The sequence below is a fragment of the Pseudomonas sp. PA-1-6B genome (assembly GCF_021609545.1).
Taxonomy (GTDB): Bacteria; Pseudomonadota; Gammaproteobacteria; order Pseudomonadales; family Pseudomonadaceae; genus Aquipseudomonas; species Aquipseudomonas fluorescens_BV.
This window is the reverse complement of record NZ_WJZM01000022.1, coordinates 17,214-42,420: the sequence shown is the minus strand read 5'-3', so window position 1 is coordinate 42,420 and position 25,207 is coordinate 17,214. Positions and strand designations below refer to the sequence as shown.

Annotated in this window: 19 protein-coding genes, 4 tRNA genes and 1 pseudogene; 13 read left to right on the top strand and 11 right to left on the bottom strand. The window is 60.2% G+C overall.

Features of this window, described 5'->3' with window-relative positions; translation table 11 throughout:
• Positions 1–103 precede the first annotated feature (103 nt).
• Positions 104–1,135 (bottom strand): sensor histidine kinase, encoded by a 1,032-nt coding sequence (locus GIV35_RS12860; RefSeq protein WP_089042712.1) that lies wholly within the window; start codon positions 1,133–1,135, stop codon positions 104–106.
• The gene (locus GIV35_RS12855; protein WP_034127268.1) at positions 1,135–1,899 is read right to left on the bottom strand and encodes a response regulator; all 765 of its coding nucleotides are present in this window, start codon (positions 1,897–1,899) and stop codon (positions 1,135–1,137) included. The genes GIV35_RS12860 and GIV35_RS12855 overlap by 1 nt, the downstream gene beginning before the upstream one ends.
• Positions 1,900–2,158: 259 nt before the next feature.
• On the opposite strand from GIV35_RS12855, the gene pyrF reads away from it, so the two are divergent.
• Positions 2,159–2,857, top strand: a complete 699-nt coding sequence (gene pyrF / locus GIV35_RS12850) for an orotidine-5'-phosphate decarboxylase (RefSeq protein WP_003190068.1) — start codon at positions 2,159–2,161, stop codon at positions 2,855–2,857.
• 122 nt (positions 2,858–2,979) lie between these two features.
• On the opposite strand, the gene GIV35_RS12845 is transcribed toward pyrF, so the two are convergent.
• The gene (locus GIV35_RS12845) at positions 2,980–3,987 is read right to left on the bottom strand and encodes an NADP-dependent oxidoreductase (RefSeq protein ID WP_089042713.1); all 1,008 of its coding nucleotides are present in this window, start codon (positions 3,985–3,987) and stop codon (positions 2,980–2,982) included.
• Positions 3,988–4,215: 228 nt separating this feature from the next.
• Between GIV35_RS12845 and GIV35_RS12840 the strand changes: the two genes are divergently transcribed.
• The 4 genes and pseudogenes from GIV35_RS12840 to GIV35_RS27490 all read left to right on the top strand — a co-directional run bounded on the left by GIV35_RS12840 (position 4,216) and on the right by GIV35_RS27490 (position 8,671).
• Positions 4,216–4,977: an SDR family oxidoreductase gene (locus GIV35_RS12840; protein ID WP_003190072.1), complete on the top strand. Its 762-nt coding sequence runs from the start codon at positions 4,216–4,218 to the stop codon at positions 4,975–4,977.
• A 200-nt stretch (positions 4,978–5,177) separates the two neighbouring features.
• Complete coding sequence (locus tag GIV35_RS12835; protein WP_213153074.1) at positions 5,178–6,590, top strand: aminotransferase-like domain-containing protein; 1,413 nt, start codon at positions 5,178–5,180, stop codon at positions 6,588–6,590.
• Between the two features lie 80 nt (positions 6,591–6,670).
• Positions 6,671–7,813, top strand: a pseudogene (locus GIV35_RS27495) (HAMP domain-containing protein); the annotation flags it as partial.
• A complete protein-coding gene (locus GIV35_RS27490; protein ID WP_370721009.1) occupies positions 7,790–8,671 on the top strand; it encodes a methyl-accepting chemotaxis protein in 882 nt (293 codons plus the stop codon). The pseudogene GIV35_RS27495 and the gene GIV35_RS27490, both read left to right, overlap by 24 nt.
• Before the next feature lie 36 nt (positions 8,672–8,707).
• Here the strand turns inward: GIV35_RS27490 and GIV35_RS12825 are convergent, their stop codons facing one another.
• On the bottom strand, positions 8,708–9,520 hold the full coding sequence (locus GIV35_RS12825; protein WP_236264529.1) for an alpha/beta fold hydrolase: 813 nt from the start codon (positions 9,518–9,520) through the stop codon (positions 8,708–8,710).
• Positions 9,521–9,815: 295 nt separating this feature from the next.
• On the bottom strand, positions 9,816–10,586 hold the full coding sequence (locus GIV35_RS12820; RefSeq protein WP_034127216.1) for a hypothetical protein: 771 nt from the start codon (positions 10,584–10,586) through the stop codon (positions 9,816–9,818).
• A 359-nt stretch (positions 10,587–10,945) separates the two neighbouring features.
• On the opposite strand from GIV35_RS12820, the gene GIV35_RS12815 reads away from it, so the two are divergent.
• The 4 genes from GIV35_RS12815 (at position 10,946) to GIV35_RS12800 (ending at position 11,360) form a co-directional block, all read left to right on the top strand.
• Positions 10,946–11,021: transfer RNA gene (locus GIV35_RS12815), tRNA-Glu, on the top strand.
• Positions 11,022–11,024: 3 nt separating this feature from the next.
• Positions 11,025–11,100 (top strand) — tRNA-Gly (locus tag GIV35_RS12810).
• A 105-nt stretch (positions 11,101–11,205) separates the two neighbouring features.
• A tRNA-Glu gene (locus tag GIV35_RS12805) sits at positions 11,206–11,281 on the top strand.
• A 3-nt stretch (positions 11,282–11,284) separates the two neighbouring features.
• Positions 11,285–11,360 (top strand) — tRNA-Gly (locus tag GIV35_RS12800).
• A gap of 78 nt (positions 11,361–11,438) precedes the next feature.
• On the opposite strand, the gene GIV35_RS12795 is transcribed toward GIV35_RS12800, so the two are convergent.
• The gene (locus GIV35_RS12795; RefSeq protein WP_236264528.1) at positions 11,439–12,230 is read right to left on the bottom strand and encodes a helix-turn-helix transcriptional regulator; all 792 of its coding nucleotides are present in this window, start codon (positions 12,228–12,230) and stop codon (positions 11,439–11,441) included.
• Positions 12,231–12,367: 137 nt separating this feature from the next.
• On the opposite strand from GIV35_RS12795, the gene GIV35_RS12790 reads away from it, so the two are divergent.
• From GIV35_RS12790 to gltS, 3 genes are all read left to right on the top strand, one after another.
• Positions 12,368–13,471, top strand: a complete 1,104-nt coding sequence (locus tag GIV35_RS12790; protein ID WP_200649151.1) for a polyamine ABC transporter substrate-binding protein — start codon at positions 12,368–12,370, stop codon at positions 13,469–13,471.
• Positions 13,472–13,493: 22 nt separating this feature from the next.
• Positions 13,494–13,781 (top strand): hypothetical protein, encoded by a 288-nt coding sequence (locus GIV35_RS12785; protein WP_234452307.1) that lies wholly within the window; start codon positions 13,494–13,496, stop codon positions 13,779–13,781.
• A gap of 164 nt (positions 13,782–13,945) precedes the next feature.
• Positions 13,946–15,157: a sodium/glutamate symporter gene (gltS, locus tag GIV35_RS12780; protein WP_198716229.1), complete on the top strand. Its 1,212-nt coding sequence runs from the start codon at positions 13,946–13,948 to the stop codon at positions 15,155–15,157.
• A 5-nt stretch (positions 15,158–15,162) separates the two neighbouring features.
• On the opposite strand, the gene pdxR is transcribed toward gltS, so the two are convergent.
• Positions 15,163–16,653: a MocR-like pyridoxine biosynthesis transcription factor PdxR gene (pdxR, locus tag GIV35_RS12775; protein ID WP_236264527.1), complete on the bottom strand. Its 1,491-nt coding sequence runs from the start codon at positions 16,651–16,653 to the stop codon at positions 15,163–15,165.
• A 77-nt stretch (positions 16,654–16,730) separates the two neighbouring features.
• Between pdxR and GIV35_RS12770 the strand changes: the two genes are divergently transcribed.
• Positions 16,731–18,392, top strand: coding sequence for a M24 family metallopeptidase (locus tag GIV35_RS12770; RefSeq protein ID WP_236264526.1), 1,662 nt, complete (start codon positions 16,731–16,733; stop codon positions 18,390–18,392).
• A 752-nt stretch (positions 18,393–19,144) separates the two neighbouring features.
• Here GIV35_RS12770 and GIV35_RS12765 read toward each other — a convergent pair.
• The 4 genes from GIV35_RS12765 to GIV35_RS12750 all read right to left on the bottom strand — a co-directional run bounded on the left by GIV35_RS12765 (position 19,145) and on the right by GIV35_RS12750 (position 25,206).
• The gene (locus tag GIV35_RS12765) at positions 19,145–20,884 is read right to left on the bottom strand and encodes a dipeptidase (RefSeq protein WP_236264525.1); all 1,740 of its coding nucleotides are present in this window, start codon (positions 20,882–20,884) and stop codon (positions 19,145–19,147) included.
• A 95-nt stretch (positions 20,885–20,979) separates the two neighbouring features.
• Positions 20,980–22,197 (bottom strand): phospholipase D-like domain-containing protein, encoded by a 1,218-nt coding sequence (locus tag GIV35_RS12760; RefSeq protein WP_236264524.1) that lies wholly within the window; start codon positions 22,195–22,197, stop codon positions 20,980–20,982.
• Positions 22,198–22,253: 56 nt separating this feature from the next.
• Complete coding sequence (locus GIV35_RS12755; protein WP_105226319.1) at positions 22,254–22,901, bottom strand: MotA/TolQ/ExbB proton channel family protein; 648 nt, start codon at positions 22,899–22,901, stop codon at positions 22,254–22,256.
• A 25-nt stretch (positions 22,902–22,926) separates the two neighbouring features.
• Positions 22,927–25,206 (bottom strand): TonB-dependent receptor, encoded by a 2,280-nt coding sequence (locus tag GIV35_RS12750; RefSeq protein WP_236485918.1) that lies wholly within the window; start codon positions 25,204–25,206, stop codon positions 22,927–22,929.
• Between the last annotated feature and the right edge of the window lies 1 nt (position 25,207).

The following is a 25,207-nucleotide window of genomic DNA, read 5'->3' as shown; positions in this document are numbered from 1 at the left end:
CGATAGCGGTGGGCCAGCCAACACTTCATCGACTGACACTGCGCAATCGCAGGCAAGCCAGCTCCCACATTTAAATCGCGGCGCGTCAGGTAAATGGGAGTGCTTAAACCCTCGGCAACCACATCACCGCCGTCAACCCACCGCCCGGTGTATCTTCCAGGCTCAGGTGGCCGCCGAGTCGCTCGACGGCTTCCCTGGCAATGGTCATCCCCAAACCGACCCCTCCGGAATTGCGGTTGCGCGATCCCTCCAGGCGAAAGAACGGCTCGAACACCGCTTCGCGCTTATCGGCGGCGATTCCCGGGCCGTGGTCGATCACCCGTATCACCAGGGCGCCGCGGCTGTCAGCCAGTTCTACCCGGGCGGTGCCGGCATAGCGCAGGGCGTTGTCGATCAAATTGTTCAGGCATGAACGCAGGGCCATCGGCTGTACCTGCAACGGTGTACAGGTGCCGGAAAATTTCACGTCGCGGCCTTGGTCCTGAGCGTTTTCACTCAGGGATTCCACCAATGCCTGTACGTCGAGCCAATGCCGCGTCTCGCTGGTGCGCTGTTCGTGCAGGTAGCTCAAGGTGGCATCCAGCATGCCGATCATGTCGTCCAGATCCTGGCGCATCTGGCCTTGCAACTTGGGGTCTTCGATCTGTTCCAGGCGCAGCTTGAGGCGCGAGAGTGGGGTGCGCAGGTCATGGGAGACCGCGCCGAGCATGCGGGCGCGCTGGCTGACTTGTTCGCGGATGCGCTTTTGCATCAGGTTGAAGGTCGAGGCCGCCTGGCGTGCTTCGCGAGGCCCGGATTCCACCAGGGGCGGGCTGTCGAGGTCGACGCTCAAGCGCTCGGCCGCCGCGCTCAGGCGCTGGATCGGCCGGCTCAGCAGTTTGGCGCCGTACCAGGCGGCGATGATCAGCGAGATAAATTGAAATGTCAGGGGCACCACCGGGCCGCCAAACCAGGGGCGAGGCGCCTTGCGCAAGGGCGTGAGACTGCCGTCCGGTTGTTCGACGAACGCCGCGCGGGGCGGTGGCGGTGGGCCGTAGTGGTGGAACCAGAAGAACGCCAGCACATGGGCCAGCACAATCGCCACCAGCAACAGGCCGAACAGTCGCCCGAACAGCGTATTGAAGGGGGCGCGCATCAACCGATATCCCGGGCGTCGAACAGGTAGCCTTCGCCGCGTACGGTCTTGATCAGTTGCGGAGCCTTGGGGTCATCCCCCAGTTTCTGACGCAGGCGCGACACCAGCAAGTCGATGCTGCGATCAAAGGCCTCGATAGAGCGCCCGCGGGCCGCGTCCAACAGCTGTTCGCGGCTCAGCACACGGCGCGGGCGTTCTATGAACACCCACAACAAACGAAACTCGGCGTTGGACAGCGGCACCACCAGGCCATCATCGGCCACCAACTGGCGCAGCACGCTGTTCAGGCGCCAATTGTCGAAACGGATATTGGCCCGCTGTTCGGTGCGGTCATCACGCACCCGGCGCAAGATTGTCTGGATACGCGCGACCAGTTCCCGGGGTTCGAACGGCTTGGACATATAGTCGTCTGCCCCCAGTTCCAGGCCGATGATGCGGTCGGTGGGTTCGCAGCGGGCGGTGAGCATCAGGATCGGAATGTCCGACTCGGCGCGCAGCCAGCGGCACAATGTCAGCCCGTCTTCGCCCGGCAGCATCAGGTCGAGCACCACCACATCGAAGGTCTCCGCTTGCATGGCTTGGCGCATGGCGGTGCCGTCGGTGACGCCTGAGGCGAGAATATTGAAGCGTGCCAGGTAGTCGATCAGCAGTTCGCGGATCGGCACGTCGTCGTCGACAATCAGCGCGCGGGTGTTCCAGCGCTTGTCTTCGGCGATCACCGCGTCTTTTGGCGCTTCGTTTACAGGGTCGCAAGGGGTATGCATAGCGAGGTCATCTGCCTGGTTGTGGCTGTCAGCATAGGCGCCCAGTTCCAGGGCTGGAAGTGCTGGGCGGGCGGTCATGTGCGCGAGGCTAGCCGGACGGCGTATTGAGGGCATGTCGTGAATGTATCGGCGCTGAAACAATCACCCTGAATCGCCTATATTGGGCGCTTGATCGGTATTTACCGATCATCGGATCCCGCAACGGCGCTGCTTGCGCTACAATCCGCGCCGATTTCGACTTGCCTGAGAGCCCATTCCAATGTCCGTCTGCCAGACTCCTATCATCGTCGCCCTGGATTACCCCACCCGTGACGCCGCACTGAAGCTGGCTGACCAGTTGGACCCCAAGCTTTGCCGGGTCAAAGTCGGCAAGGAACTGTTCACCAGTTGCGCGGCGGAAATCGTCGGCACCCTGCGTGACAAAGGCTTCGAAGTGTTCCTGGATCTGAAATTCCATGACATCCCCAACACCACTGCGATGGCCGTCAAAGCCGCGGCCGAGATGGGCGTGTGGATGGTCAATGTGCACTGCTCCGGTGGCCTGCGCATGATGAGCGCCTGCCGCGAAGTGCTGGAACAGCGCAGCGGCCCAAAACCGTTGTTGATCGGTGTAACCGTGCTCACCAGCATGGAGCGCGAGGACCTGGCGGGCATTGGCCTGGATATCGAGCCGCAGGTTCAGGTGTTGCGCCTGGCAGCCCTGGCGCAGAAAGCCGGCCTCGACGGCCTGGTGTGCTCAGCCCTGGAAGCCCAGGCCCTGAAGAACGCTCACCCCTCGCTGCAACTGGTGACACCGGGTATCCGTCCTACCGGCAGCGCCCAGGATGACCAGCGCCGCATCCTGACCCCACGCCAGGCCCTGGATGCGGGCTCTGACTATCTGGTGATTGGCCGTCCGATCAGCCAGGCAGCGGATCCTGCCAAGGCGTTGGCAGCGGTCGTCGCCGAGATCGCCTGATTTTTAGAGCGGCAAAAATGTGGGAGCTGGCTTGCCTGCGATAGTATCAACTCGGTATCACTTAGAGACCGAGTTGCTTGCATCGCAGGCAAGCCAGCTCCCACATCTGTTTTTGTGGTGTGTCAGCTGACTTTGAGCACCAACTTCCCGAAGTTCTCGCCATTGAACAGCTTCATCAGCGTTTCCGGGAATGTCTCCAGCCCTTCGACAATATCTTCCTTGCTCTTGAGCTTGCCCTGGGCCATCCAGCCGGCCATTTCCTGGCCCGCCGCCGCGAAGTTCGCCGCGTGGTCCATCACCACAAAGCCTTCCATGCGCGCACGATTGACCAGCAATGACAGGTAGTTGGCCGGGCCTTTGACCGCTTCCTTGTTGTTGTACTGGCTGATTGCGCCGCAAATCACTACGCGGGCTTTGAGCGCCAGGCGGCTGAGCACGGCGTCGAGAATATCGCCGCCGACGTTATCGAAATACACGTCCACGCCTTTGGGGCACTCGCGCTTGAGGGCGGCGGGCACGTCTTCAGTTTTGTAGTCGATGGCGGCGTCGAAGCCCAGCTCATCCACCAGGAACTTGCACTTTTCGGCGCCACCGGCGATCCCCACCACGCGACAGCCTTTGAGCTTGGCGATCTGCCCGGCGATGCTACCCACGGCACCGGCAGCACCGGAGATCACCACGGTGTCACCGGTTTTCGGGGCGCCGGTCTCCAGCAGGGCAAAGTACGCCGTCATGCCGGTCATGCCCAGGGCGGACAGGTAGCGGGGCAGGGGCGCTAGCTTGGGGTCCACTTTATAGAAACCACGGGGCTCGCCAAGGAAGTAATCCTGCACGCCCAGTGCACCGTTCACGTAGTCCCCCACCGCGAAGTTCGGATGCTTCGAGGCAATCACCTTGCCTACGCCCAGGGCGCGCATCACTTCGCCGATGCCTACTGGTGGGATGTAGGACTTGCCTTCATTCATCCAGCCACGCATGGCCGGGTCGAGGGACAGGTATTCATTGCGCACCAGCACCTGGCCGTCCTGGGGTTCGCCCACCGGCACTTCCTGGTAAGTGAAGGTCTCGCGCGTGGCGGCACCGACCGGGCGTTTGGCGAGCAGAAATTGGCGGTTGGTCTGGGCGGTCATGGCAAGGACTCTTTAGAAATGGAACATGAGTGATAGACCCTCAGTGGCAGAAGGGCAAGGGTGTGCAAAGCAGGCGAATGCCCGGCAATAGGCCTCGCTGATAATCAGCCGGGCGGCTTTATCACTGCGATTCATGCAGCGCCAACCGGCCTTCTGATAGTGCTGACGCACGGCTCCCGGCGTTGGCTAGACTCGCTCCACCGTTACTAACCCCACAGGACAGTTCCCATGAGCATGACGTTTTCCGGCCAGGTCGCCTTGGTGACCGGCGCCGCTGCTGGTATTGGCCGCGCCACCGCGCTGGCATTCGCCGCCGAAGGCTTGAAGGTGGTGGTCGCGGACCTTGATGTGGCAGGCGGCGAGGGTACTGTGGCACTGATCCACCAGGCCGGTGGCGAAGGGATATTTGTGCGCTGCAACGTCACGCTCGACACGGACGTGCAGCAATTGATGGCACAGACCGTCGCCACCTATGGGCGCCTGGACTACGCCTTCAACAACGCCGGCATCGAAATCGAAAAGGGCAAACTGGCTGACGGCAGTCTCGATGAGTTCGATGCGATCATGGGGGTTAACGTCAAAGGCGTGTGGCTGTGCATGAAGTATCAGTTGCCGTTGCTGTTGGCTCAGGGCGGTGGGGCCATCGTCAACACCGCATCGGTGGCGGGGCTGGGGGCGGCACCGAAGATGAGCATCTATGCGGCGTCCAAGCATGCGGTGATTGGCCTGACCAAATCGGCGGCCATCGAGTACGCGAAGAAGAAAATTCGCGTGAATGCCGTCTGCCCGGCCGTGATTGATACCGACATGTTTCGTCGCGCCTATGAGGCCGACCCACGCAAGGCTGAGTTTGCCGCAGCCATGCACCCGGTGGGACGCATTGGCAAGGTTGAGGAAATCGCCAGCGCCGTGTTGTACCTGTGCAGTGATGGCGCAGCGTTTACCACCGGTCAGGCCCTGGCGGTGGACGGTGGCGCGACGGCGATCTAGGACCGCGCTTGGCATGCTGTTTGAAAAGAGCGCGGGGTGATGTGGGGCGTTTCCATAGCTGGCAGAGTGCCGTGGCTGAATATGTTTCTTCAGGTAAATAATCTAATAAAATCAATAATTTAATAAAAGTTTGCGGCCGGCTTTACCAGGCTTCTGTGCTTAACTGCTTTGGGTTAACAGACAGTTTAAGTGAGTGGCTCATGGATTTAGGGATCGATCGACAAGCCCTGGTACCGGTTGTTCAGCAGATCGTCGGCGCGGTGGCAGAATGGATTCGCAAGGAGGGGGTGAGCCCTGGCACACGCTTGCCGTCCATTCGCCAATTGGCCCTCGATAACCTGCTGAGCCAGTCCAGCGTGATCGAGGCATTCGAGCGCTTGGTGGCCCAGGGGCTGCTGGCTCCCAGGCAGGGTTCGGGGTTCGTGGTGGCGCATCCCGCCACGGCCCACGAAAACCATTGGTATGAAGGTGCGGAACAAGGCTGGGGTGCATTTACCGATAGCCCGCTGGGCGAGCTGAAGTTGGGCTGCGGTTGGTTACCCGACACCTGGCGCGAAAGCGATGACATCAGCTACGCGATCCGTGAACTGAGCCGTACCGACACTGGTGGCCTGTTCAACTACAGCACACCCTTGGGGCTGCCGGCGTTGCGCGAACAACTGCTCAAGCGCCTGACCCAGATTCACGTGCCCACCAGCCTGGACTGTATCCTCACCACCCATGGCGCCAGCCATGCCCAGGACCTGCTGATACGCACGTTGCTCAAGCCCGGTGATGAGGTGGTGGTCGAAACACCCGGGTATGGCAATCTCTACCGCCAACTGGCCTTTCGGGGGGTCACGCTGCTGCAAGTGCCACGTGCCCATGGCGGCCCGGATATCCCGGCATTGGAAGCGCTGCTGCAAACCCATCGGCCCAAGTGCCTGTTCATCAACAGCCTGTATCACAACCCCACCGGCACCAGCCTGTGCCGTCCGGTGGCGGAGCGGTTGTTGGAGCTGGCCCGCGAACTCGACTTCCTGATTATCGAAGAGGATGTGTACGGCGACCTGCAGCATGCCAGTTGCACGCGCTTGTCAGCGCTGGCCCATGATGACCGGGTGATCTATGTGTCGAGCTTTTCCAAGACCCTGAGCAGCGCCCTGCGCGTGGGTTACCTGTGTGCCAGTGCTGCGATCATTACGCAATTGGCCCAGCTCAAGACCCTGACAGGCATCGGCACTTCACGGTTTGCCGAAGCCATGGTGGCGACGTTGCTGAGTAACGGCACTTACCGTAAGTGGGTGCAGCGCCTGCGCAAGCGCTTGAATGCGCAGATGGCCGCCACGTTGCAGGTACTGGAGGATGAAGAGTGGCAGGTATTTGCCGCACCCGCGGGCGGGATGTTCCTGTGGGCACGACCAGGCATGGCCGACCCCTTGCAATTGCAAGCCTGCGCCCAGCGGCTGGGTGTGTTGCTGTCGCCCGGCGCACTGTTCAGCCCCACGGGTGAGCGCAGCGAATGGTTACGCATCAATGTGGCCTACGCGGCTGATCAACGCGCATTGACGCTGTTCCGAGCCATGGGCGCGGCAAGATCGACCTCAACCATTCTGAAAACGACGCGCATGTAGCTTTTTGCCATTATTCCGGCGCCAGCGGCTTGTGCTCAGTGCCTCGGGGTTGCGAATCTCGCTGCTTGTAAACCTGGCTTATGGCATTTGCCATTGCAAGAGGATCAAGTGCAATGATTTCGGGCGTGCAACGACGTTTCGCCAACCTCGGTATGGCAAAAAAACTCGGCTTGGGGTTTACCCTGGTACTGCTGCTGACGGCCTTGGTAGCGGCCATCGGTGTGTGGTCCCTGCAGACCATCGGCCAGCGCTTCGAAGGCCTTACGTCGATGTCGACGCTCAACAGCGACCTGCTCAAGGTGCGCGTGATCGAGCAAGACTATGCGTTGCACGCCGACCCCAAGGCCGTTGATGCCCTGCATGCCAGTGTCGATGCGCTGCTGGCCCAGGCCACGCGTCTCAAGGCTCGGTCTGCCAGCAACGAGCGAGTGATGGGTGACGTTGAGCAAGCCTTGGTCGCCTATCGCCAGGCATTCGATGAGTTCGTCGAGTTGACCCAGACCAAAGACCTAGCGCTGGAAATGGCCAGTTGGTCGGTGTCCAGCGTGGCCAATAACCTGGATGTGCTGCAAGCCGGGCTGGCGGACGACGGCGCCTATGGCCTCAAGGAAAGCCAAGGCAAGGAGGGCGCGGAGTTTATCGAGCAGGCAGGGCAGGTCAGCCAGGTGTCGCGGCTGATGTTGCAGGCCATGAACGAAGCGCGGGTGCGCCTGGATCAGAGCCGCAGGGCGGACGCAGACGACGCCGGGCAGGGCAAGATCGAGCAAGCCGACCAGGCCCTGGCTGAAGTCGAGAAACTCAAAACCACGGTCAAGGACCCCGGCTACCAGACAGTGCTCAATGAAGTCTCCGGGCATATCGCGTCGTTCAGTGAAAAGCTCGGCGAATACACCGGGCTGCTGGCCCAGGAAAAAGTGGTCTACACGCAATTGCATGACCGCGCCGAGCAAGTGGTGAATAGGGTCAACCAGGCGTACGCCGCCGAAGACCAGTCCATGCAAACGCAGTTGCAGCACAGCACGCTGCTGATCATCGGTTCATCTGCCCTGGCGCTGCTGGTGGGCTTGATCGCTGCATGGGTGATCACCCGCTTGATTGTTACGCCGTTGCGGGCAGTGATCGCCGTGGCCCAGCAGATCGCCTCGGGTGACCTGAGTGGGCGCATGGAGATCAGCCGGCGTGATGAAATCGGCCAACTGATGCAGGCGATGCAGCAGATGGGCAACAGCTTGAGCCAGATGGTCAGCGGGTTGCAGGCGGGGATCGAACAGCTCGCCAGCTCCGCGCATTCATTGTCCAGCGTCACCGAGCAAACCACTGCCGAAGTCAGCAACCAGAAGGACGAAACCGAGCAAGTCGCTACGGCGATGAACCAGATGACCGCCACGGTGCACGATGTGGCACGCAATGCCGAGCAGGCGGCCCAAGCCGCGCAGACCGCGGATGCCAAGGTCGATAGCGGCCAGCAGGTGGTGCGCATGAGTCTGCAGCGGATCGAGTTGCTGGCCACATCCAGCAACAGTGCCAGCGCCAGTATCGAAAGCCTTAGCGCGCAAATCCAGAATATAGGTACCGTCTTGAGCGTGATCCAGAGCGTGGCCGAACAGACCAACTTGCTGGCTTTGAACGCTGCGATTGAGGCGGCGCGTGCCGGTGAGCAGGGGCGTGGCTTCGCAGTGGTGGCCGATGAAGTGCGGGCACTGGCCAAGCGCACCCAGCAATCGACCGAGGAAATCGAACGGCTGGTCAGCACGCTGCGCAGTGCGGCGCAGTCCTCGGTGCAGCAGATCCAGCAGAGTGGCGAGCTGGTGAAGCTGGCGGTCAGTGATGCGCTGGAAACCGAAGGGGCCTTGGGCAGCATTGCGGCGGCTGTTTCATTGATCCAGCAGATGAACCAACAGATCGCCGCCGCCGCCGAGGAGCAAAGCTCGGTGGCCGAAGAGATCAACCGCAGCGTCACCAGTATTCGGGCGAGTGCCGATCATTCTGCGTTGAGCATGCAAGGCAATGCCGCCTCGAGCATCCAGTTGGCGCAGTTGGGTGCGCAACTCAAGGGGATGGTGGGGCATTTCCGCCTTTGATCGCAGCGTAGACGCTGCGATCTGAGGGCTGGGCGATCAGGCGTGGTTGGCGAGGAAGGTCAGCAGCGTCTCGTTGACGAAATCCGGGTTCTCGCGGCTGGAGATATGCCCGGCTTCGGGGATCAGGATCAGGCTGCAACCGATCAGGTCGGCCATTTCCTCGGACTCGGCGGGTGGCCGGGGTTTGTCCTGCTCGCCGCACATCACCAGGGTGGTGTCGGAGTCCAATGCAGGTAAGTGCGCCAAGATGTCTTCGCGGCTGAAGATCAGGCGGCCCAGCGGCACAATGCTGTCCAGTAAGCGTTCTCTGGGGAAGTCTTGCAGTGACTGGCGAAAGTCCCGGTACAGCGCGGATTCGCGGTCGATGCCCGGGCGGAAGAAGATCGGTGCGATCACATCCAGCAACGGTTCGGGGATCGCCCCGGCGTCTTCAATCATCTTGAACAGCGAGAAATAATACTGGCGCGTTGCTTCGGGTTCGGCCCCGAGGTAGGTGTCCATCAGCACTACGCTGTTGATGCGCTCGGGAGCTTGCAATGCCAGGCGTGCGCCCCACATGCCGCCGACCGAGAGGCCCACCAGGTTGGCTTGCTCGATGCTCAGGTGATCCAGCAGCGCCAGGGCCTGGCGGGCGAGGTCATCCAGGGAATGGGTGGGTGCTGGCAACGGCCCGGACTCACCGTGGCCCCACAACTCGGGGACGATCACGCGGTATTGCTGCGACAGTGCTTCAATCTGCGGCGCCCACATGTCGCTGGCCCACAGGTAACTCGAACCCAGTAGCACGACAGGGCCGGCGCCCTGGTCGATATAGTGCAGCGGTTGTCCATCAATCACGGCGACAGGCATAACAGGCCTCTAATTTCACGGAGTGAGGGGCACTTTTTTACGCTAGTCGGGGGCGGGAGGATAGGTGCACATTGATGGCATGTGATGATTTCACTGTGGGAGCTGGCTTGCCTGCGATGAAGGCCTGCCAGCCGATGCTCACCTACCTGACACCCCACAATCCCACTGTGGGAGCGGGCTTGCTCGCGAAAGCGGTGTGTCAGTCAACATCAATGTTTGCTGGGCCGACGTCTTCGCAGGCAAGCCAGCTTCCACCTTTGATCGTCGTTGCTTTGAGCATTGCGTCGCGTTGCCATCAATCGTAAATAGCTTTCTTCTTCCACTCGGCATCGGCGTCGACGACTTTCAAGCCTTCAGTCAGCTCGTTGACTTCGTCTTCGGCCGGCTTGCTGTTGGTCAGCACTGTGGAGTTGGCGCGCGCCAGTTGGGACTCCAGCAGTTGCAACTGGGCGCTGTAGAGCACCGGTTCTGGCTGTTTGCGCAGGTACTGCACGCCGCGCTCGAACGCCAGGCGTGCCTGGCCGGGTTGGCCTTGTAGCAGGGCGTGCTGGCCGAGGTTGTTGAAAAACTCGATGTGCAGCAGCACCAGGATATGACGGATTTCCTTGATCCAGTGCTTGGCCTCGTTGGTCGGCAGGAAGCCGTCCTGGGCGGCGCGGGTGACTTGGCCGTGCAGGGCTTCGAGCAAAAAGCGCACGTCCTTGGCCTTGGCTTCGGTCTGGATCGGGGCCGGTGGGTTGGGCACCGGAATCGATTCGCCTTGGGCGATCAGCGCATTCAGTTCGTTGATGCGGGCCTTGAGCGGTGTGCTGGACTTGTTGAGGTTCAACAGGCGCTGGTTGACGTTCAGTTCCAGGCGAGCCAGCAACAGCTTGAGCGCTGGGGTCATCAGTTGGCCGGGGAAGGTCTCGGTGATTTCACCGCAGCGACGCAGCCGATCGTTAAGCTCGATCTCGGTACGCTTCTTTTCCAGCTTGTTGTTTTCCACCACGTGGTTCATGTAGCCAATGGCGATCAGTATTACGATCCCGGCTATTACCAGCAGGGTGATCATGAGTGGTGTCACCGGTGTGACCTCTTTAATAGGGTGTGCTGTGGAGTGTAGTGACTGGGTCATCCGGCGGATAGGACCGATCGACCAGTTGCCCAGGTGATTTCTTCTATATAGGTAGGCGCTTCCTGAATAGATGCACATTGCCATCATTTGTCAGGGTGAACTATAGCGTCTTGTCGAACGCCAGAATATAGGCGCCAAGGCTCGGACGGTGCCAATGCCCGCGAAGGCCGTGAAACCATGGCGAAGTCATTGATTTAAATAAATTTATCCTTGGGGGTTGACGACCTTTCAATCCATCCATAGAATGCGCGCCACTTACAGCGTAAAGCACACAGCGAAACGCGGTAGGGAGTGAATGTTGTAGGTGTGTCCCCTTCGTCTAGTGGCCTAGGACACCGCCCTTTCACGGCGGTAACAGGGGTTCGAGTCCCCTAGGGGACGCCATATGCGGGAATAGCTCAGTTGGTAGAGCACGACCTTGCCAAGGTCGGGGTCGCGAGTTCGAGTCTCGTTTCCCGCTCCAATTTACAAGCAGTGTGGCCTTCGGGCGGCATTGAGTGAAACCAGGACCAAGTCTTCGGACAAGGCCTCTGGGCACTGGAACACACACCATGTGTTTCAGTAGCGTGTCCCCTTCGTCTAGTGGCCTAGGACACCGCCCTTTCACGGCGGTAACAGGGGTTCGAGTCCCCTAGGGGACGCCATTTGCGGGAATAGCTCAGTTGGTAGAGCACGACCTTGCCAAGGTCGGGGTCGCGAGTTCGAGTCTCGTTTCCCGCTCCATATTTAACGAAAACGCCGATCAGTGATGATCGGCGTTTTTGTTTGTGCGCAATTTACTTCGCCAGCGCACCACCCCGTTCAAAGCGTCGAAGGGATCTCTTGCCGTGGCATGAAAAAACGCGCAAACAGTTCGGACTGAGATTTGATATTCAGCTTGCTGTAGATGTTGCGGCGGTGGACCTTGATGGTTTCTGTCGACAGCGACAGCTTGCCGGCGATCTCTTTGTTGGAGAACCCACTGAGGAGTAACTTGAGCACGTCCTTTTCACGTGCCGTTACTTGTGTTTCCAACTGAGTAAGTGCCTCGGCCCATGGGGCCGGCTCGGCGAGGTTTTTCGTCGGGTCAGTTTCAAAAAACATGCGTTGATGCATCAATGCCGTCACCCACGGCTTGATCAGGTCCAATACTGGTATCTGCGCCTGGGTGAATCGCAGGTTGCTGCCAAACGACATGCACAGCGTTGTGCCGGCATCGAGCCGTACATTGTATTGCGCCTCATCGACCGAGATGTATTGCGCGAAATATTGTTGGTAGTACTCGGTTTCCCGGAAGTGTTCCGGCGCAATATCGAGCAGATGGAAGAACCCGCTCTGTGGGTTTTCTCGATCAGCGATATAGAACGGGTCCAGCAGATACAGGCCTTTCACATAGCGGTGAATAAAGGCGTCGATTTCTTCACTGTCTGCTACTTCGGGCAGGCTGATCACGCGCACCGCGTGGTCGCCAAAAACCAGCACCACCCAATTGTCTATCTGCACATATTCATTCAATACGCGAATCAAAGAACTCCAGAACTCCGGGCGATTGAGCTGCATGATCAGTTTTCCAACCGATCGGTGCCAAGCCAGGCTATGAAGGTCAAGCGACATGTTCTACCCCTTTAGGGTTAGGGCTTTGCAGGCCAGAGCTAAGTACTTGTAGGTATTTACTATTCGTTGATGCTCGGTATATTCACCCCGAGCTTACGATAGCCATGAAGGCGTGTCGTGTGGACAGGGATAGTCATATGAGTCGAGCACACTTGCGAGCTATTTTTTTAGCTTCGCTCCTGGGGGCTGCAACCAGCACGCCCGCAGCCGCCGCTGAATCTTCGGTGTATCTGTATAACTGGTTCGGGTTTCTTGAACCGCAGACGCCCAGGCAATTCCAGCAGGAGACCGGCATCAAGCTGCACATGGATGCTTTCGACAGCGCCGAAATCATGCAGAGCAAGGTCATGGCTGGGCGCACCGGCTATGACCTGGTCGTGGCCACCTCCAATGTATTACCCGGCTTGATCAAGGCTGGGGTGCTGCAGCCGCTGGATCGCGCGCAGTTGAGTAACCTTTCGCACATCGACCCTGACATCCTCTCCCTGCTGGCGGTCAATGACCCAGGCAATCGCTACGCCGTGCCCTATGTCTGGGGTACCACTGGCATTGGCTACGACGTGGATAAAGTCAAGGCGGCGCTGGGCGATGACGCCCCGGTGGACAGTTGGGACCTGATCTTCAAAGAAGAAAACATCAGCAAGCTCAAGTCTTGTGGCGTCGCCATGCTCGACTCCCCCAGCGAAATCATTTCGATCGCCTTGCACTACCTGGGGCTGCCCAGCAACAGTACCGATCCAGAGGATTACCAGAAGGCCCAGGCGCTGCTGTTGAAAATCCGCCCCTATGTGCTCTATTTCGACTCTTCCCGGATCGACACCGACTTGGCCGACGGCAACATCTGCGCGGTCGTAGGCTGGGCCAATGGTGCGCTGGCCGCTCAGGCGATTAATGAAAAGTCCAACAGCGGTCGCAAGATTGCCTACAGCCTGCCGCGCGAAGGCGCCTTGGTCTGGTCTGAAAACTGGGTGTTGCTCAAGGATGCTCGCCACCCAAAGGCCGCTCTGGCGTTCATCAACTACATGCTGCAGCCACAGGTGATAGCCAAGACGTCCAACTACATGCTCTATCCCAACGCCAACAAAGATGCCACTGAGTTCGTCGAGCAAAAGTTGCGGGATAACCCTTGGATCTATCCCGATAAAAAGACTATGGCCACACTGGTTCCGCTTGAGCCCTTGCCGCTGAAGGCGGAGCGCATTCGCACACGGGTCTGGACCAAGGTCAAAAGCGGTACGTGACGCGGTCGGGGAGGGAGACAGCATGCGCCAGGGTCGTGATCAGCGTTATTTAGAGTCGGACGACTACAAGGCCTACAAAGAGATTGAAGAACAGATCGGCCTCTGTACGCCAGAGCAAGCCTGGGCCATGTATTACGTTTCGACGGGCATGGTGCGTGAAAACATTACCCTGGCCGTGATGGAGCACATTGGCCGGGGCAATCGTGCCCTGTTGCTTGAGTTTCCAGACCTGGTGCGAGTCGTAGGGCGTGACGCTGAGCCGGGGGAGATCGCCTCCAACTGGCCTCTGCTGCGAAGGCGTCGTCGATAAGTCTACTCTGCGTATCTCTGGAGGGGCGAGGTGCAGGCGGTTGTAGGTTATTATTGTGAGGCTTGTAGGGAAAGTCTGTGTTTTTTGTGGGGGCGATACCTTTTCGCCCTGTGCTCTCTACTCTGGCCACCCATTCTCCTTGTCCACTTCAGAGAACTGACCGGATGCTTCAACTCGATTTCTATTCAACCCTCGTTGCCGCTTCACTGGTGCTATTGCTGGGGCGCGGGCTTGTGGCTCGCATCGGCTTCTTACGTACCTACAACATTCCGGAACCAGTAGCCGGTGGCCTGTTGGTCGCCATGCTGCTCCTGGCGTTGCGCGCGTTTGCCGATATCGAAGTACGCTTCGATCCTTCATTGCAAACCCCGTTGATGCTGGCGTTCTTTGCCACTATCGGTTTGAACGCCGATTTTGCCAGCCTGAAGAAAGGCGGGCGGATCCTGGCGGTGTTTCTGTTGGTGGTAACGGGCTTGCTGGTGGTGCAAAACGCCATGGGTATCGCGCTGGCCTCGGCGCTCGGGCTTGACCCATTGATGGGCCTGCTCGCGGGCTCGGTGACCTTGTCCGGTGGGCATGGCACCGGTGCGGCCTGGGGCGCGGTGTTCAGTGAGCAGTATGGCGTGGCGTCTGCGTCTGAATTGGCGATTGCCTCGGCGACCTTTGGCCTGGTGCTCGGTGGCCTGATCGGCGGGCCCGTGGCGCGTTTTCTGATCAAGCGGGTCGAGGTTCCAGGTATTGGGCATCCGCAATCGAACCTGGCCAAGGGGTTCGAGCAACCGAACGAAGAGCGCCTGATCACCGCGTTTTCGTTTATCGAGACCCTGGCGCTGGTGGCGATCAGCCTGCAGGGCGGCAACTTGTTGAATGCCGCCATCCAGGGCACCGCATTCGAATTGCCGACGTTTGTGTGCGTACTGTTCGTGGGTGTGGTGCTGCGCAATGGGCTGTCGATGCTCGGCTGGCATCAGGTGTTCGAGCGCGAAGTCTCGGTGCTGGGCAATGTCAGTTTGTCATTGTTCCTGGCGATGGCGCTGATGTCACTCAAGCTCTGGGACTTGGCGGCACTGGCTTTGCCGATTGTCGTTCTGCTGGCCGCACAGGCATTGCTGATGGCGCTGTTCGCGATTTTCGTGACGTTCCGGGTGATGGGCCGCAACTACGATGCGGCGGTGCTGGCGGCAGGCCATTGCGGCTTCGGGCTAGGCGCCACGCCCACGGCGATCGCTAATATGCAGGCGGTGACGCAGCGCTTCGGGCCTTCGCAGATCGCGTTTCTGGTGGTGCCGATGGTGGGCGCGTTCTTCATCGATATCGCTAACGCGGTGGTGATCAAGTTGTACCTGGCGCTGCCATTCCTAGGGGCCACAGGGTAAGTTTTTCAGCGCTTGCCCATGGCGTTCATCGCCTGGGCCAGGCGCTGAGTGGCTTGCTGGATTTCGTCCCGGTCGAGGGAGGCAAAGCCCAGGCGCAGCGCGTTTACCGGTTGGTCGTTGGGGGAAAACTGACGACCACTGCGCACCACAACGCCGTGCTCCAGTGCGGTGCTTGCCAACTTATCGACGTCTATTTCTTCCTCCAAACGTACCCATAGCGCCAAGCCACCCTCGGGCTCGCGCACTTGTATGCGAGCACCAAACGCCTGATCCAGGCAATCTTGCAATACCGTGCGGCGCGCCCGATATTCTTTCGACACGCGGCGCAAATGCTTCTTCAACTCCCCGTCATTGATCAGGTCTGCCAGCATGGCTTGAGCGACCGCGTCGGTATCGCCCAGCATCAGCGCGGCATTGCGTTGCAGGGCTTCAATCACAGAGGTGGGCGCCACGATATAGCTGCAGCGGAACGTCGAGCCCAGCACCTTTGACAACGAGCCGATGTAGAGCACATGGCGTTGGGCGCGGTCACTGGCCAGCGGCAGGTAAGGGCGGCCACTGAAATGGTATTCGTGGTCGTAGTCCTCTTCGATAATGCAGAAGTCATGCAGCGCGGCCAACGTCAGCAAGTGCTGCCGGCGTGCAGCGTGCAAGCTCACGGTGGTGGGGAACTGGTGATGAGGCGTGAGGTAAATCATGCGCACCTTGTGCTCACGGCATAAGCGCTCGACCTGGTCGGTGCGGCAACCTTCATCATCGATGTCGACCGTGACCAACTTCGCCCCGAGCTTGCGGAAGATTTCCCATGCCGGTGGGTAGCTCAGACGTTCCACCAGGACCACGTCGCCGGGCTTGAGCAGCAGGCTGGCGCTCAGGAACAGGGACATCTGGGTGCCCTGGGTCAGGCAGATATTTTCGGCAGTGACCGTCAGCCCACGGTTGTTGCGCAGCATCTCGGCCAGGGCGCAGCGCAAGTGATAGCCGGTGCCTTCGCTGCCGTAGCGCACGGTATTGGAGGCAAAGCTGTTGCGCAGTGCGTGGCGATAGTAACGGTGCAAAACGGCCTGGGGCAGCAGGCGGTGGTCGCTGGTGCCGTTGTCGAAAAACAGCGCATCGCGCCGATGCTTTAGAGCGACCACTTGGGCGTTATGGGTGAAATAGGGTACCAGCGGTTGCTCCAGTAACGACGGCGCGAATGACGGTTGCGTAACGCTGGGCAGCTGTTTGGGTGTCAGCTTTACATTAACGAAGGTGCCACGGCGCGGCTCGCTGGTCAGCCAGCCCTTGGTCATGGCTTCTTCGTAGGCCAGGATCACCGTCTTGCGGTTGACGTCGAGCAAGTGTGCCATTTCCCGCGTGCCCGGCAGTAACGTCCCGGGCGGCAGGCGGCCTTCGAGGATAGCGTTGACCAAGCCTTCGGCGATCTTGCGGTAAGACGCCTGGCTTGCACCTTCTTCAAGCCGGAGCAGTGGACGCCATTTACGCATCTGGACCATCTGAAGTATCCAAATCTGGAGGTTTTAATGGGCCTAGTCTAGCGCAACAATCAAGCCTTACTTATCCCGAGGTCTTTATGAATACACGTCATGTCATCGAACTGTCGCCCTCGGGGAAAACCTTTGAAGCGGGCGACGAACTCTTGCTCGACGCCATGCTCGCCAGCGGCCTGGCCGTGCCGTTCTCCTGCCGCCGTGGCGCCTGCGGTTCGTGCAAGGTGGTGGTCGCCGAAGGTGCGTACCGGGCCAAACGCCTGGCGCCGGGTACGTCGCAGCCTTCTTATCCTTTGGCAGCCAATGAGATGTTGTTATGCCAGAGCCACGCCTGTGGCGACATGCGCCTGCATATTCCCGGCTGGTCGCTGGATACGCCCGCGCTGGTAGTGGCAGCGCAGGTTCACAGCAAGCGTGCGTTGGGCCCCGATGTGATCGAGTTGGTATTGATGCCCGAAACCCCAGTGGCGGTGCGGGCTGGCCAATACCTCAAGTTCCACCTGGCGGACGGTGACACGCGCTGCTTCTCGATTGCCAACCTGCCCGATGAGGACGATGGGCGCTTGGTCTTCCAGATTCGCCGGGTAAGTGGCGGGTATTTTTCCGAGGGTATCCTAGGTGGTCTCGCCGTGGGTGAGCGTCTGCACGTGGAGGGGCCGTTTGGTGCCTGTACCTGGCAGGACGATGTGGCGGCGCCCGTGGTGCTATTCGCTACGGGTACTGGTTACGCGGGCATCAAGCCTATCTTGCTGACCGCGCTCAAGCGCGATGTCGACGTGACGTTGTATTGGGGCGGTGCGCAATCGGCGGACTTTTATGACAGCGCCTTCCTCGACCACCTGATGCTTGAGCATCCCCGTTTTCGCTGGCATCCCGTGCGGTCCTCCGAGGGCAGGGTTCAGGAGGTTGCAATGAGTCATGGGCATCAGTGGGAACAGGCCCAGGTCTATGCGTGCGGCAACGGTGCAATGCTCGGCCAGGTACGCATCCACTGCCTTGAAGCGGGGTTGCCCAGCCACCGGTTTATCGCAGAGGCGTTTGTCGCCAGTGGTCGGTCAAGTGCTGGAGCAGTCTCCCTATCGTTTGACCCGGTGTGGGAGAAAGTCGGCCCGCGTTATTCCTTGGACGGCATGCTGGCTGCACGGGAAAAATCCATACGTGCCCTGGCGGCGATTGCCAGCCAGTTGAAAGTCGGCATGACCACCGGCGAGGCCCTTGAGATGGCCGCCCGGCAACTGCAGGCCATGGGCGCTTCGCATACCTGGCATCCGACCTACATTCGTTTTGGCGCCGACACTGTGCGCCCACCGCGCGAGGGTATTGATCGTCAGCGCAGGCTGCGCGCTAATGACATTGCCGTGGTCGATCTTGGCCCGGTGTGGGATGGCTACGAAGGCGACTATGGCGATACGTTTGTGTTTGGCGATGGGCCGTTGCACCAGGCCTGTACGACGGCCTTGCATGAAGTCTTCGATGAAACACGCCAGGCGTGGCTGCGTGGTCTGACCGGGCGTGAGCTCTACGACTTCGCCGAGCAGAGCGCTGCGTCAAAGGGCTGGAGGCTGACGCGCAACCTGGCGGGGCACCGCCTTGCGGATTTTCCCCATGCATTGTTCGAAAGCAAGGAGTTGGCTGACCTGGAGATCCCACCGAGTGAAATGGCCTGGGTATTGGAGATCCAGCTGTGCCATCCCACTGAGCCGGTGGGTGGGTTCTTTGAAGACATGCTGATGTTGCAAGGCTGAAGAGCTGTCATTGTTGCCGAGTTGTGTTTGACGCGATGGCCCTGCAAAGCGAGATCTCACCCACAACGCCGATCCCCTGTGGGAGCTGTCGAGCTTCAGCGAGGCTGCGAAAGCGGTGGTTCAGGCGCTGAAGATATTGCCTGTACCGCCGCCATCGCAGCCTCGCCGGGGCTCGACAGCTCCCACATTTGGGCGGTGTTGTTGTCGGGAGTTGTGTTTGGTGCGATAGCCCTGTGAACCGAGATCAACCCAGCGCCGCCGATCCCCTGTGGGAGCTGTCGAGCTTCAGCGAGGCTGCGAAAGCGGTGGTTCAGGCGATGAAAATGTTGCCTGTACCGCCGCCATCGCAGCCTCGCCGGGGCTCGACAGCTCCCACATTTGGGCGGTGTTGTTGTCGGGAGTTGTGTTTGGTGCGATAGCCCTGTGAACCGAGATCAACCCAGCGCCGCCGATCCCCTGTGGGAGCTGTCGAGCTTCAGCGAGGCTGCGAAAGCGGTGGTTCAGGCGATGAAAATGTTGCCTGTACCGCCGCCATCGCAGCCTCGCCGGGGCTCGACAGCTCCCACAGTTGGGCGGTGTTGTTGTCGGAAGTTGTATTTGGCGCGATAGCCCTGCGAATCGAGATCAACCCAGCGCCGCCGATCCCCTGTGGGAGCTGTCGAGCTTTAGCGAGGCTGCGAAAGCGGTGGTTCAGGCGCTGAAGAGGGTGCCTGTGCCGCTGCCTTCGCAGCCTCGCTTGGGTACCAGATGGGTCAGAGCTTCGGCAATTGCCCGACGCGGCCCATCATTTCAGTGACGATCTGCAGGTCCAGCAGGAACTGGTCGACGGTCTTGAATTCGCTGTCGGTGTGCCCGGTGTACTTCTCTTCCGGGCGGGCCAGGCCGAATTGCACGCCGTTGGGCAGGTCGTGCACCGAGGTTGCGCCGGCCGAGGTGCCGAATTTGTGCGCCATGCCCAGGTTTTCAGTGGCCACTGCCAGCAAGGCTTTTACCCATTCGCCTTCAGGGTTGCGGTACATCGGCGTGTCCAACGAGTAAGTGAAGCTCACGTTGACCTTGGCGTTCTTGTCCCAGGCGTTCAGCTTCTGCTCGATTTGCGCCTTGAGCGCCTCCGGGGTTTTACCTTTCGGTGCGCGCAGGTTCACGGCCAGTTTGAAGGCTTTGTCATCCTGCCCCACAAACGTCAGCGAGGTGGTCAACGGCCCCATGAAATCATCCGCGTAGCCCACACCCAATTTGCCGCCCAGGTAATCCAGGCCCCAGTTGTCGGCGGCATAGCGCGCGGCATCGGTGATGTGGTTGTGCTGGAGGGCGACCTTGCCGTCGAGGCTGTGGATCAGGTCCAGCATGCGCGCCACCGGGTTGACCCCGGTTTCAGGCTCGGAAGAGTGAGCGGATACGCCGGTAACCGTTAGTTTGACATCCTTGCCATCGACCTTGGCCGTCACTTGGAAGTCGCCACCGTTGCGCTTGGCATAGTCGGCACCGGCCTGTTGCAGGCTGGCGGCCAGTTCGGCGGGGCTGTCGCTGACCAGCGTGGCCACCGAGGCCGATGGAATCTGGTTGTTCGCCTTGCCGCCGGTCATCGCGATGATTTCTGCGCCTTTGCCTTCGCCCTTGCGCACCGGGAAGGTGGCCATCACGGTACCCGAGCCTTTCTCGGCGATCACCACCGGGTAACCGCCATCCAGCGCCAGGTTGTATTGCGGCACGGGGTTGCGTTCGAAGTAGTAAGGAATGGCATCACCGGCGGTTTCTTCAGTGGTGTCCACCAGCAGCTTGAACGTGCGCGCCAGTGGCAGTTTTTCTTCCTTGATCACTTTCATGGCGTACATCGCCACCACGATGCCGTTCTTGTCATCCTCGGTACCGCGGCCATACATGCGGTCGCCAATCAGCGTGACCTTGAACGGGTCGAGTTTGGTACCGTCTTGCAGCACCCAGTTTTCCGGGGTAACGGGCACCACATCGGCATGGGCGTGCACACCCACGACTTCATCACCGCTGCCTTCCAAGGAAATTTCGTACACGCGGTTGTCGACGTTACGGAAGTTCAGGTTGAAGGACTTGGCCAGGGCCTCGATCTTCGCGGCAATCTTGAGGAATTCCGGGTTTTTGTACTGTGGCAGACCGTCTACGTTGAACGTCGGGACTTCCACTAGTTCACGCAGGGTTTCGAGCGCGGCTTTGCCATATTTAACGCGGGTGTAAATGCCCAGCAGGCGATTGATCTCGTTCTGCTGCTCGGCGCTCAGGGGTTTGTTGCCCACAAACGCGCTGATAGCCGGGCCGGTGTCGGCCGTTTTGCCCAGCTCGCCTTGGGCAAGAGTGCCGAGGAAACCGCGGAAATCGGTAACCGAGGTCTCGTTGAACTGCTTCAGGATTGCCGTGCTCTGGTCTGCGCTGATGTTGGCGAAAGCGGGCGTGGCGACGGCCGAAAGGCTGGCGGCGAACAGGGTGGCAACCGCCAATTGCTTAAGTGGAAAGTGCATGGTTGAAGGCATTCCTTTGCAGGTAGTGAGTAGGAGATTTCTGACGGAAGAGACAGAAACATTTCCACACACTACCATTACTCAGGTGCCCAAGGTCAATGCTGGCCAGGGTGGGGGGCGGGATACTCTTGCGTCACGCTCAAGGCTCTAGCGTAAGGCCCATCCCACAGTTGTTCATGCAACTGGCCTACACGCCTGGCCATCGCCTCACTGCGCATCACCACCTCCAGATTGCGCGAATTATCCAGGTAGCCGCCCAACCAATTGCTGGTGCCGACCCACGCCACTTGCCCGTCGATCTCCATGGTTTTGCTGTGTATCACCCGCGCATAAGGGATAAAGCCTTGCTTGGCTTCGGGCAGGGTGACGATCTTGATCTCAACATTGGGCAGCACCGCCAGGCTCTTGAGGTAGGGCAGTTCCAGCGGGTCGGTATTCCAGTTGGACACCATCAGTTTGATCGACACGCCACGGGCTGCGGCGGCGCGCACGGCGTTGTCGATCACTGCGTAGTACGGTCGGGTTCGATCCGGTCCGTAGGACAGCGGCGCATAGTCGAGCAATTGCACGCGCACCTCTTTTTGGGCTTCGCCCAGCAGGCGCGGCAGTTCCAGCTGTGAGTCGCCCACGCCAGGCGGGTTGTAGCGTTGCGGGCTGGCCACCAGATAGTTGCCGGTACGTGCGGGTGCCGGGCCGCTGGCGGGCAGCGGCACCGGGTGTTTACCCGCCAGCGCGGCCTGGGCTTGCCAGTCTTGCTCGAAGATCGCCTGCACTTGGCCCACCACCGTTTTGTCAGTGATCCGCAGCCCGGTTTCGTGGATATGTTCCAAGGCGCGCCAGTCGAAATTCTGACTGCCGACAAACGCCTGCTTGCCATCCACCAGCAGGTATTTGGCGTGGATGATGCCGCCGCTCAGTTGCCCGTAGGGCAGCACGCGCAAGGTCAGGTTGGGAATGGCGCGCAAGCGTTCAAGGGTGGTGGCATCCGACAGCTTGATGCCTTTTTCTTCGAGCAGGAAACGAATCTTCACGCCGCGTTTGCCGGCGGCTTCCAGATGTTCAAGCACCGTATTCATCACCGAGCCAGGGTGGTCCGCGGCGTAGAACTGGCCGATGTCAATGTGGCTTTTGGCGCCGTCGAACAGCTCGATCCATACCGGGCCGGGCTGGCGCAGATCGTCGGTGCCCAGGGCGGTGTCCACAGGCACGGTATGCACCAATTCAAAACCTGGAATGGAAAAGTCCGCCTGGGCCAGCGGACTGAGGAGCAAGCCGGTCAGGCCGGCAATACGCAACTTTATCGAAAGGGACATAAGCGTCTCATCGCACCAAAGGTAAAGACGAGCGCCCAAGGCGCCCGCCCTGCAGGTCAGGCTGTGCGGCTGTGCAGCGGGGTGGGCACGCGATGGGGCACTTCATCCTGTGCGCGGGCGCCGGTGGCGGCGCGGATCAACAGGATCTTCAACTGGTCGTTGATGCGCTCCAGGCTGTCCTGGAAAAAGTTGTGAAACACCACGCAAAACAGCGCGATGGCGATACCTAATCCCGTGGCGAACAACGCCGTACCGATACCCCCGGAAATCTGCCCTGGGTCCGATACGCCCGCGGTGGCCAGTGCCTTGAAGGTGTCGATGATGCCGAGAATGGTGCCCAGCAGGCCCAGCAGTGGGGCGGCGGTGGTGATGGTCTCGATGATCCACAGGCTGCGGGCCAGTGGGGCGCGGGTCTTCAGGTACTGGGTGTCGATTTCGTCGTCCAGGTCCTTGCGCGAACCGTGGGTCGCCTTCTGGGCCAGCACCGGCAAGATCATGTTCAGCGGCAGGCTGTCGCGACGGGTCAGGTTGTCCGGCAGGTCACGCTCGCTGTGCACATTGGCGCCCAGGGCGTCGATCAATGCGCGTGCCTGGCGGCGCACGTAGGCGAAGTAGATACCGCGTTCGATGGCGATGAAGATCGCAATGGCCATCGCCGCGTACATCACATAGAAGGTGACGTCGTGGAGCAGGTTCATATCCATGATGGTGTTCCTCTTGGGGTGAGTCTTAGAAATTCGCTTCCAGCGAAACCGTGACGGTACGGTCCAGGCCGACGATGTACGCGGGGTCGCCATCGCGGAAACCGCTGTAGCTGGCCGCGTTGGTCTTGGTGGTGTACACGCCGTCCAGGTATTTCTTGTCGAACAGGTTGTCGACGTTCAGGCGCAGGGTCGCGTCCTTGACCACTTTCTTGTCCACCGGCAGGTAAATACCGGCGCCGAGGTTGAACACGGTGCGACCGGAAATCGCCTCGTCGTTGGTCAGGTCGCCGTAGAGCTCGCTGGTGTACTTGCCACCGAAGGTGCCGTAGAAGCGCCCATCGTCATACCCGATGTTGGCCGCCAGCATGTTCTTGGGCACGTTGGCGAACTGCTTGCCACTGGTGGGCAGCACGATGGGTTTGCCGGCGTTGTAGACGGTCAGGTCATCCTGCTGCTCGGCCTTGGTGTAGGTGTAGGAGGTGTAGTAATTGAAGTGGTGGGGCAACTGGCCGCTCCACTCCAGCTCCAGGCCTTTGTTGACCACGGAGCCGGCGTTGATGTCGGCAAAGTCACCGTTGATGTCCCGGGACGAAACCTGGCGGTTCTTGAAGTCCATGTAGAACAGGGTGGCGGCCAGGTTCATGTCGTCGCCGCTGTAGCGCCAGCCCAGTTCATGATTCCAGCTGGTTTCCGGTTCGGCATCGATCGAGCCGGCGCCTTTGTCGTAGAGCACGTAGTTCTGCGGTACCCGCATGTTGCGCGACAGGCTGTAGAACAACTGGTCACGCTCGTCCAACTGGTATTTCAGGCCGGCGTTGGGCAGCAGTTTGTTGTAGGTCTGGTTACGTTTTTCCGGGCGTTCGTTGAGGCTGCCGTGGTTGGTGCCTTCACGCTCGACGTTCATGTAGGCCAGGCCTGCGATGAGGGTCCAGTCCGGGTTGATGTACCAGGTGTCCTGGGCCCAGACCTTTTGCGCTGGTGTCACGGTGAAACGGTCGCGCCCCTGCACGGTGTTGCCGTTGGCATCGACGATGGCGCTGTTGGAATCTGGCCAGGTGTCCACTGGCTTGCCGTTGCTCTTGAGCGGAATGAACGGCTGGGTCTGGCTCTGGCGTGCGCGCTCGTACCAGTAACCGAATTGCAGGCTGTGGTCGCCAAGGTCCCAGGTCAGCTTGGTGGTGATACCCGGACGCCAGGTTTGCGTGCGTGAAGGGCGGTAGTACACGCCGCTGTTGGGTGTGCCGTCGGCGTTGTATTGGGCGGCGGTGGGCAAGTTGCCCAGGTCGAACACGCCGCCCTGGTTCGAGCCGCGGTTGAGTGCGTAGGCGGACGAGCCGACGCCGCTGCCATTGCCCCAGTAGTAATACGGGATCACCGAAAGCGCCAGGTTATCGGCCAGTTTGAACTGGGTGTTGAGTACGGCGGTGAAGGTCTGGAACGGGTTCTGCGCCAGGCCGTAGTAGCTGTTGTATTTGCCGTTGCTGCCCACGGTCGGCGTAGCCGGGTAGGGGTCGTACTTGCGGCCGTTCTGCTGGAATTGCGCCTTGGTCAACTGGCTGTAACTGTTGTTGTCTTGCTCGTGATACTTGAGGATCAGGTTGGCGGTGTTGCCATTGCCGGCGTCGAAAAAGCTGTTCCACTCCACCTTGTCCGCGCGTACCGCGCCCGAACCGCGCCACATCTCACCTTCGGTATGGGACACCGACAGCCAGTTGCTCAGGCCGTTGATTTCTCCGGTATTGAGGCGGGCAAAGGTCTTGCGCGTGGCATTGCTGCCGACGATCTGTTTGACGAAGGCGCCGGTTTCCTTGGTCGGGCGAATGGTCACGATGCCAATGTTGCCGCCGCTGGATCCGATGTGCGGGCCGTCGGATTCCGAAGCGCCCTGGGTGACGAAGATCTGATCGATGTTTTCCGGGTCGCCCAGCAGGTTGGAATACAGCGCGTAGTTGCCGGAGTCGTTGATCGGCATGCCGTCCACCGACATGCCCACCTGGTCGGAGTTCATGCCGCGCATGGTGAAGCGAAAGCCCGACAGGCCGGTGTTGTCTTCACTGGAGATGTTCAAGCCTGGGGTGTACTTGAGTTTGTCGATGGCATTGCCGGTGGCCGCCTGTTTATCCAGTGCTTCCTTGGTCACCGTGGAGCGGCCCTTGATGCTTTCCTCCGGCACCATGTAACCGCCCCCGGCGGTCGCCTTGCCTTGTACCCCAATGGTGCCGACGTCGCTGGTCTCTGCCATGACCATTCCCTGGGTCATGCTGGTCGCGGCCACAAGTGCCAGATGAATACGGGTGAACTTCATC

Excerpts from the sequence above, each read along its gene's own strand:
- GIV35_RS12860 (WP_089042712.1), bottom strand. The coding sequence starts at position 1,135 with ATGCGCGCCCCCTTCAATACGCTGTTCGGGCGACTGTTCGGCCTGTTG.
- GIV35_RS12855 (WP_034127268.1), bottom strand. The coding sequence starts at position 1,899 with ATGCATACCCCTTGCGACCCTGTAAACGAAGCGCCAAAAGACGCGGTG.
- pyrF (WP_003190068.1), top strand. The coding sequence starts at position 2,159 with ATGTCCGTCTGCCAGACTCCTATCATCGTCGCCCTGGATTACCCCACC.
- GIV35_RS12845 (WP_089042713.1), bottom strand. The coding sequence starts at position 3,987 with ATGACCGCCCAGACCAACCGCCAATTTCTGCTCGCCAAACGCCCGGTC.
- GIV35_RS12840 (WP_003190072.1), top strand. The coding sequence starts at position 4,216 with ATGAGCATGACGTTTTCCGGCCAGGTCGCCTTGGTGACCGGCGCCGCT.
- GIV35_RS12835 (WP_213153074.1), top strand. The coding sequence starts at position 5,178 with ATGGATTTAGGGATCGATCGACAAGCCCTGGTACCGGTTGTTCAGCAG.
- GIV35_RS27490 (WP_370721009.1), top strand. The coding sequence starts at position 7,790 with ATGCAGGCGATGCAGCAGATGGGCAACAGCTTGAGCCAGATGGTCAGC.
- GIV35_RS12825 (WP_236264529.1), bottom strand. The coding sequence starts at position 9,520 with ATGCCTGTCGCCGTGATTGATGGACAACCGCTGCACTATATCGACCAG.
- GIV35_RS12795 (WP_236264528.1), bottom strand. The coding sequence starts at position 12,230 with ATGTCGCTTGACCTTCATAGCCTGGCTTGGCACCGATCGGTTGGAAAA.
- GIV35_RS12790 (WP_200649151.1), top strand. The coding sequence starts at position 12,368 with ATGAGTCGAGCACACTTGCGAGCTATTTTTTTAGCTTCGCTCCTGGGG.
- GIV35_RS12785 (WP_234452307.1), top strand. The coding sequence starts at position 13,494 with ATGCGCCAGGGTCGTGATCAGCGTTATTTAGAGTCGGACGACTACAAG.
- gltS (WP_198716229.1), top strand. The coding sequence starts at position 13,946 with ATGCTTCAACTCGATTTCTATTCAACCCTCGTTGCCGCTTCACTGGTG.
- pdxR (WP_236264527.1), bottom strand. The coding sequence starts at position 16,653 with ATGGTCCAGATGCGTAAATGGCGTCCACTGCTCCGGCTTGAAGAAGGT.
- GIV35_RS12770 (WP_236264526.1), top strand. The coding sequence starts at position 16,731 with ATGAATACACGTCATGTCATCGAACTGTCGCCCTCGGGGAAAACCTTT.
- GIV35_RS12765 (WP_236264525.1), bottom strand. The coding sequence starts at position 20,884 with ATGCACTTTCCACTTAAGCAATTGGCGGTTGCCACCCTGTTCGCCGCC.
- GIV35_RS12760 (WP_236264524.1), bottom strand. The coding sequence starts at position 22,197 with ATGTCCCTTTCGATAAAGTTGCGTATTGCCGGCCTGACCGGCTTGCTC.
- GIV35_RS12755 (WP_105226319.1), bottom strand. The coding sequence starts at position 22,901 with ATGGATATGAACCTGCTCCACGACGTCACCTTCTATGTGATGTACGCG.
- GIV35_RS12750 (WP_236485918.1), bottom strand. The coding sequence starts at position 25,206 with ATGAAGTTCACCCGTATTCATCTGGCACTTGTGGCCGCGACCAGCATG.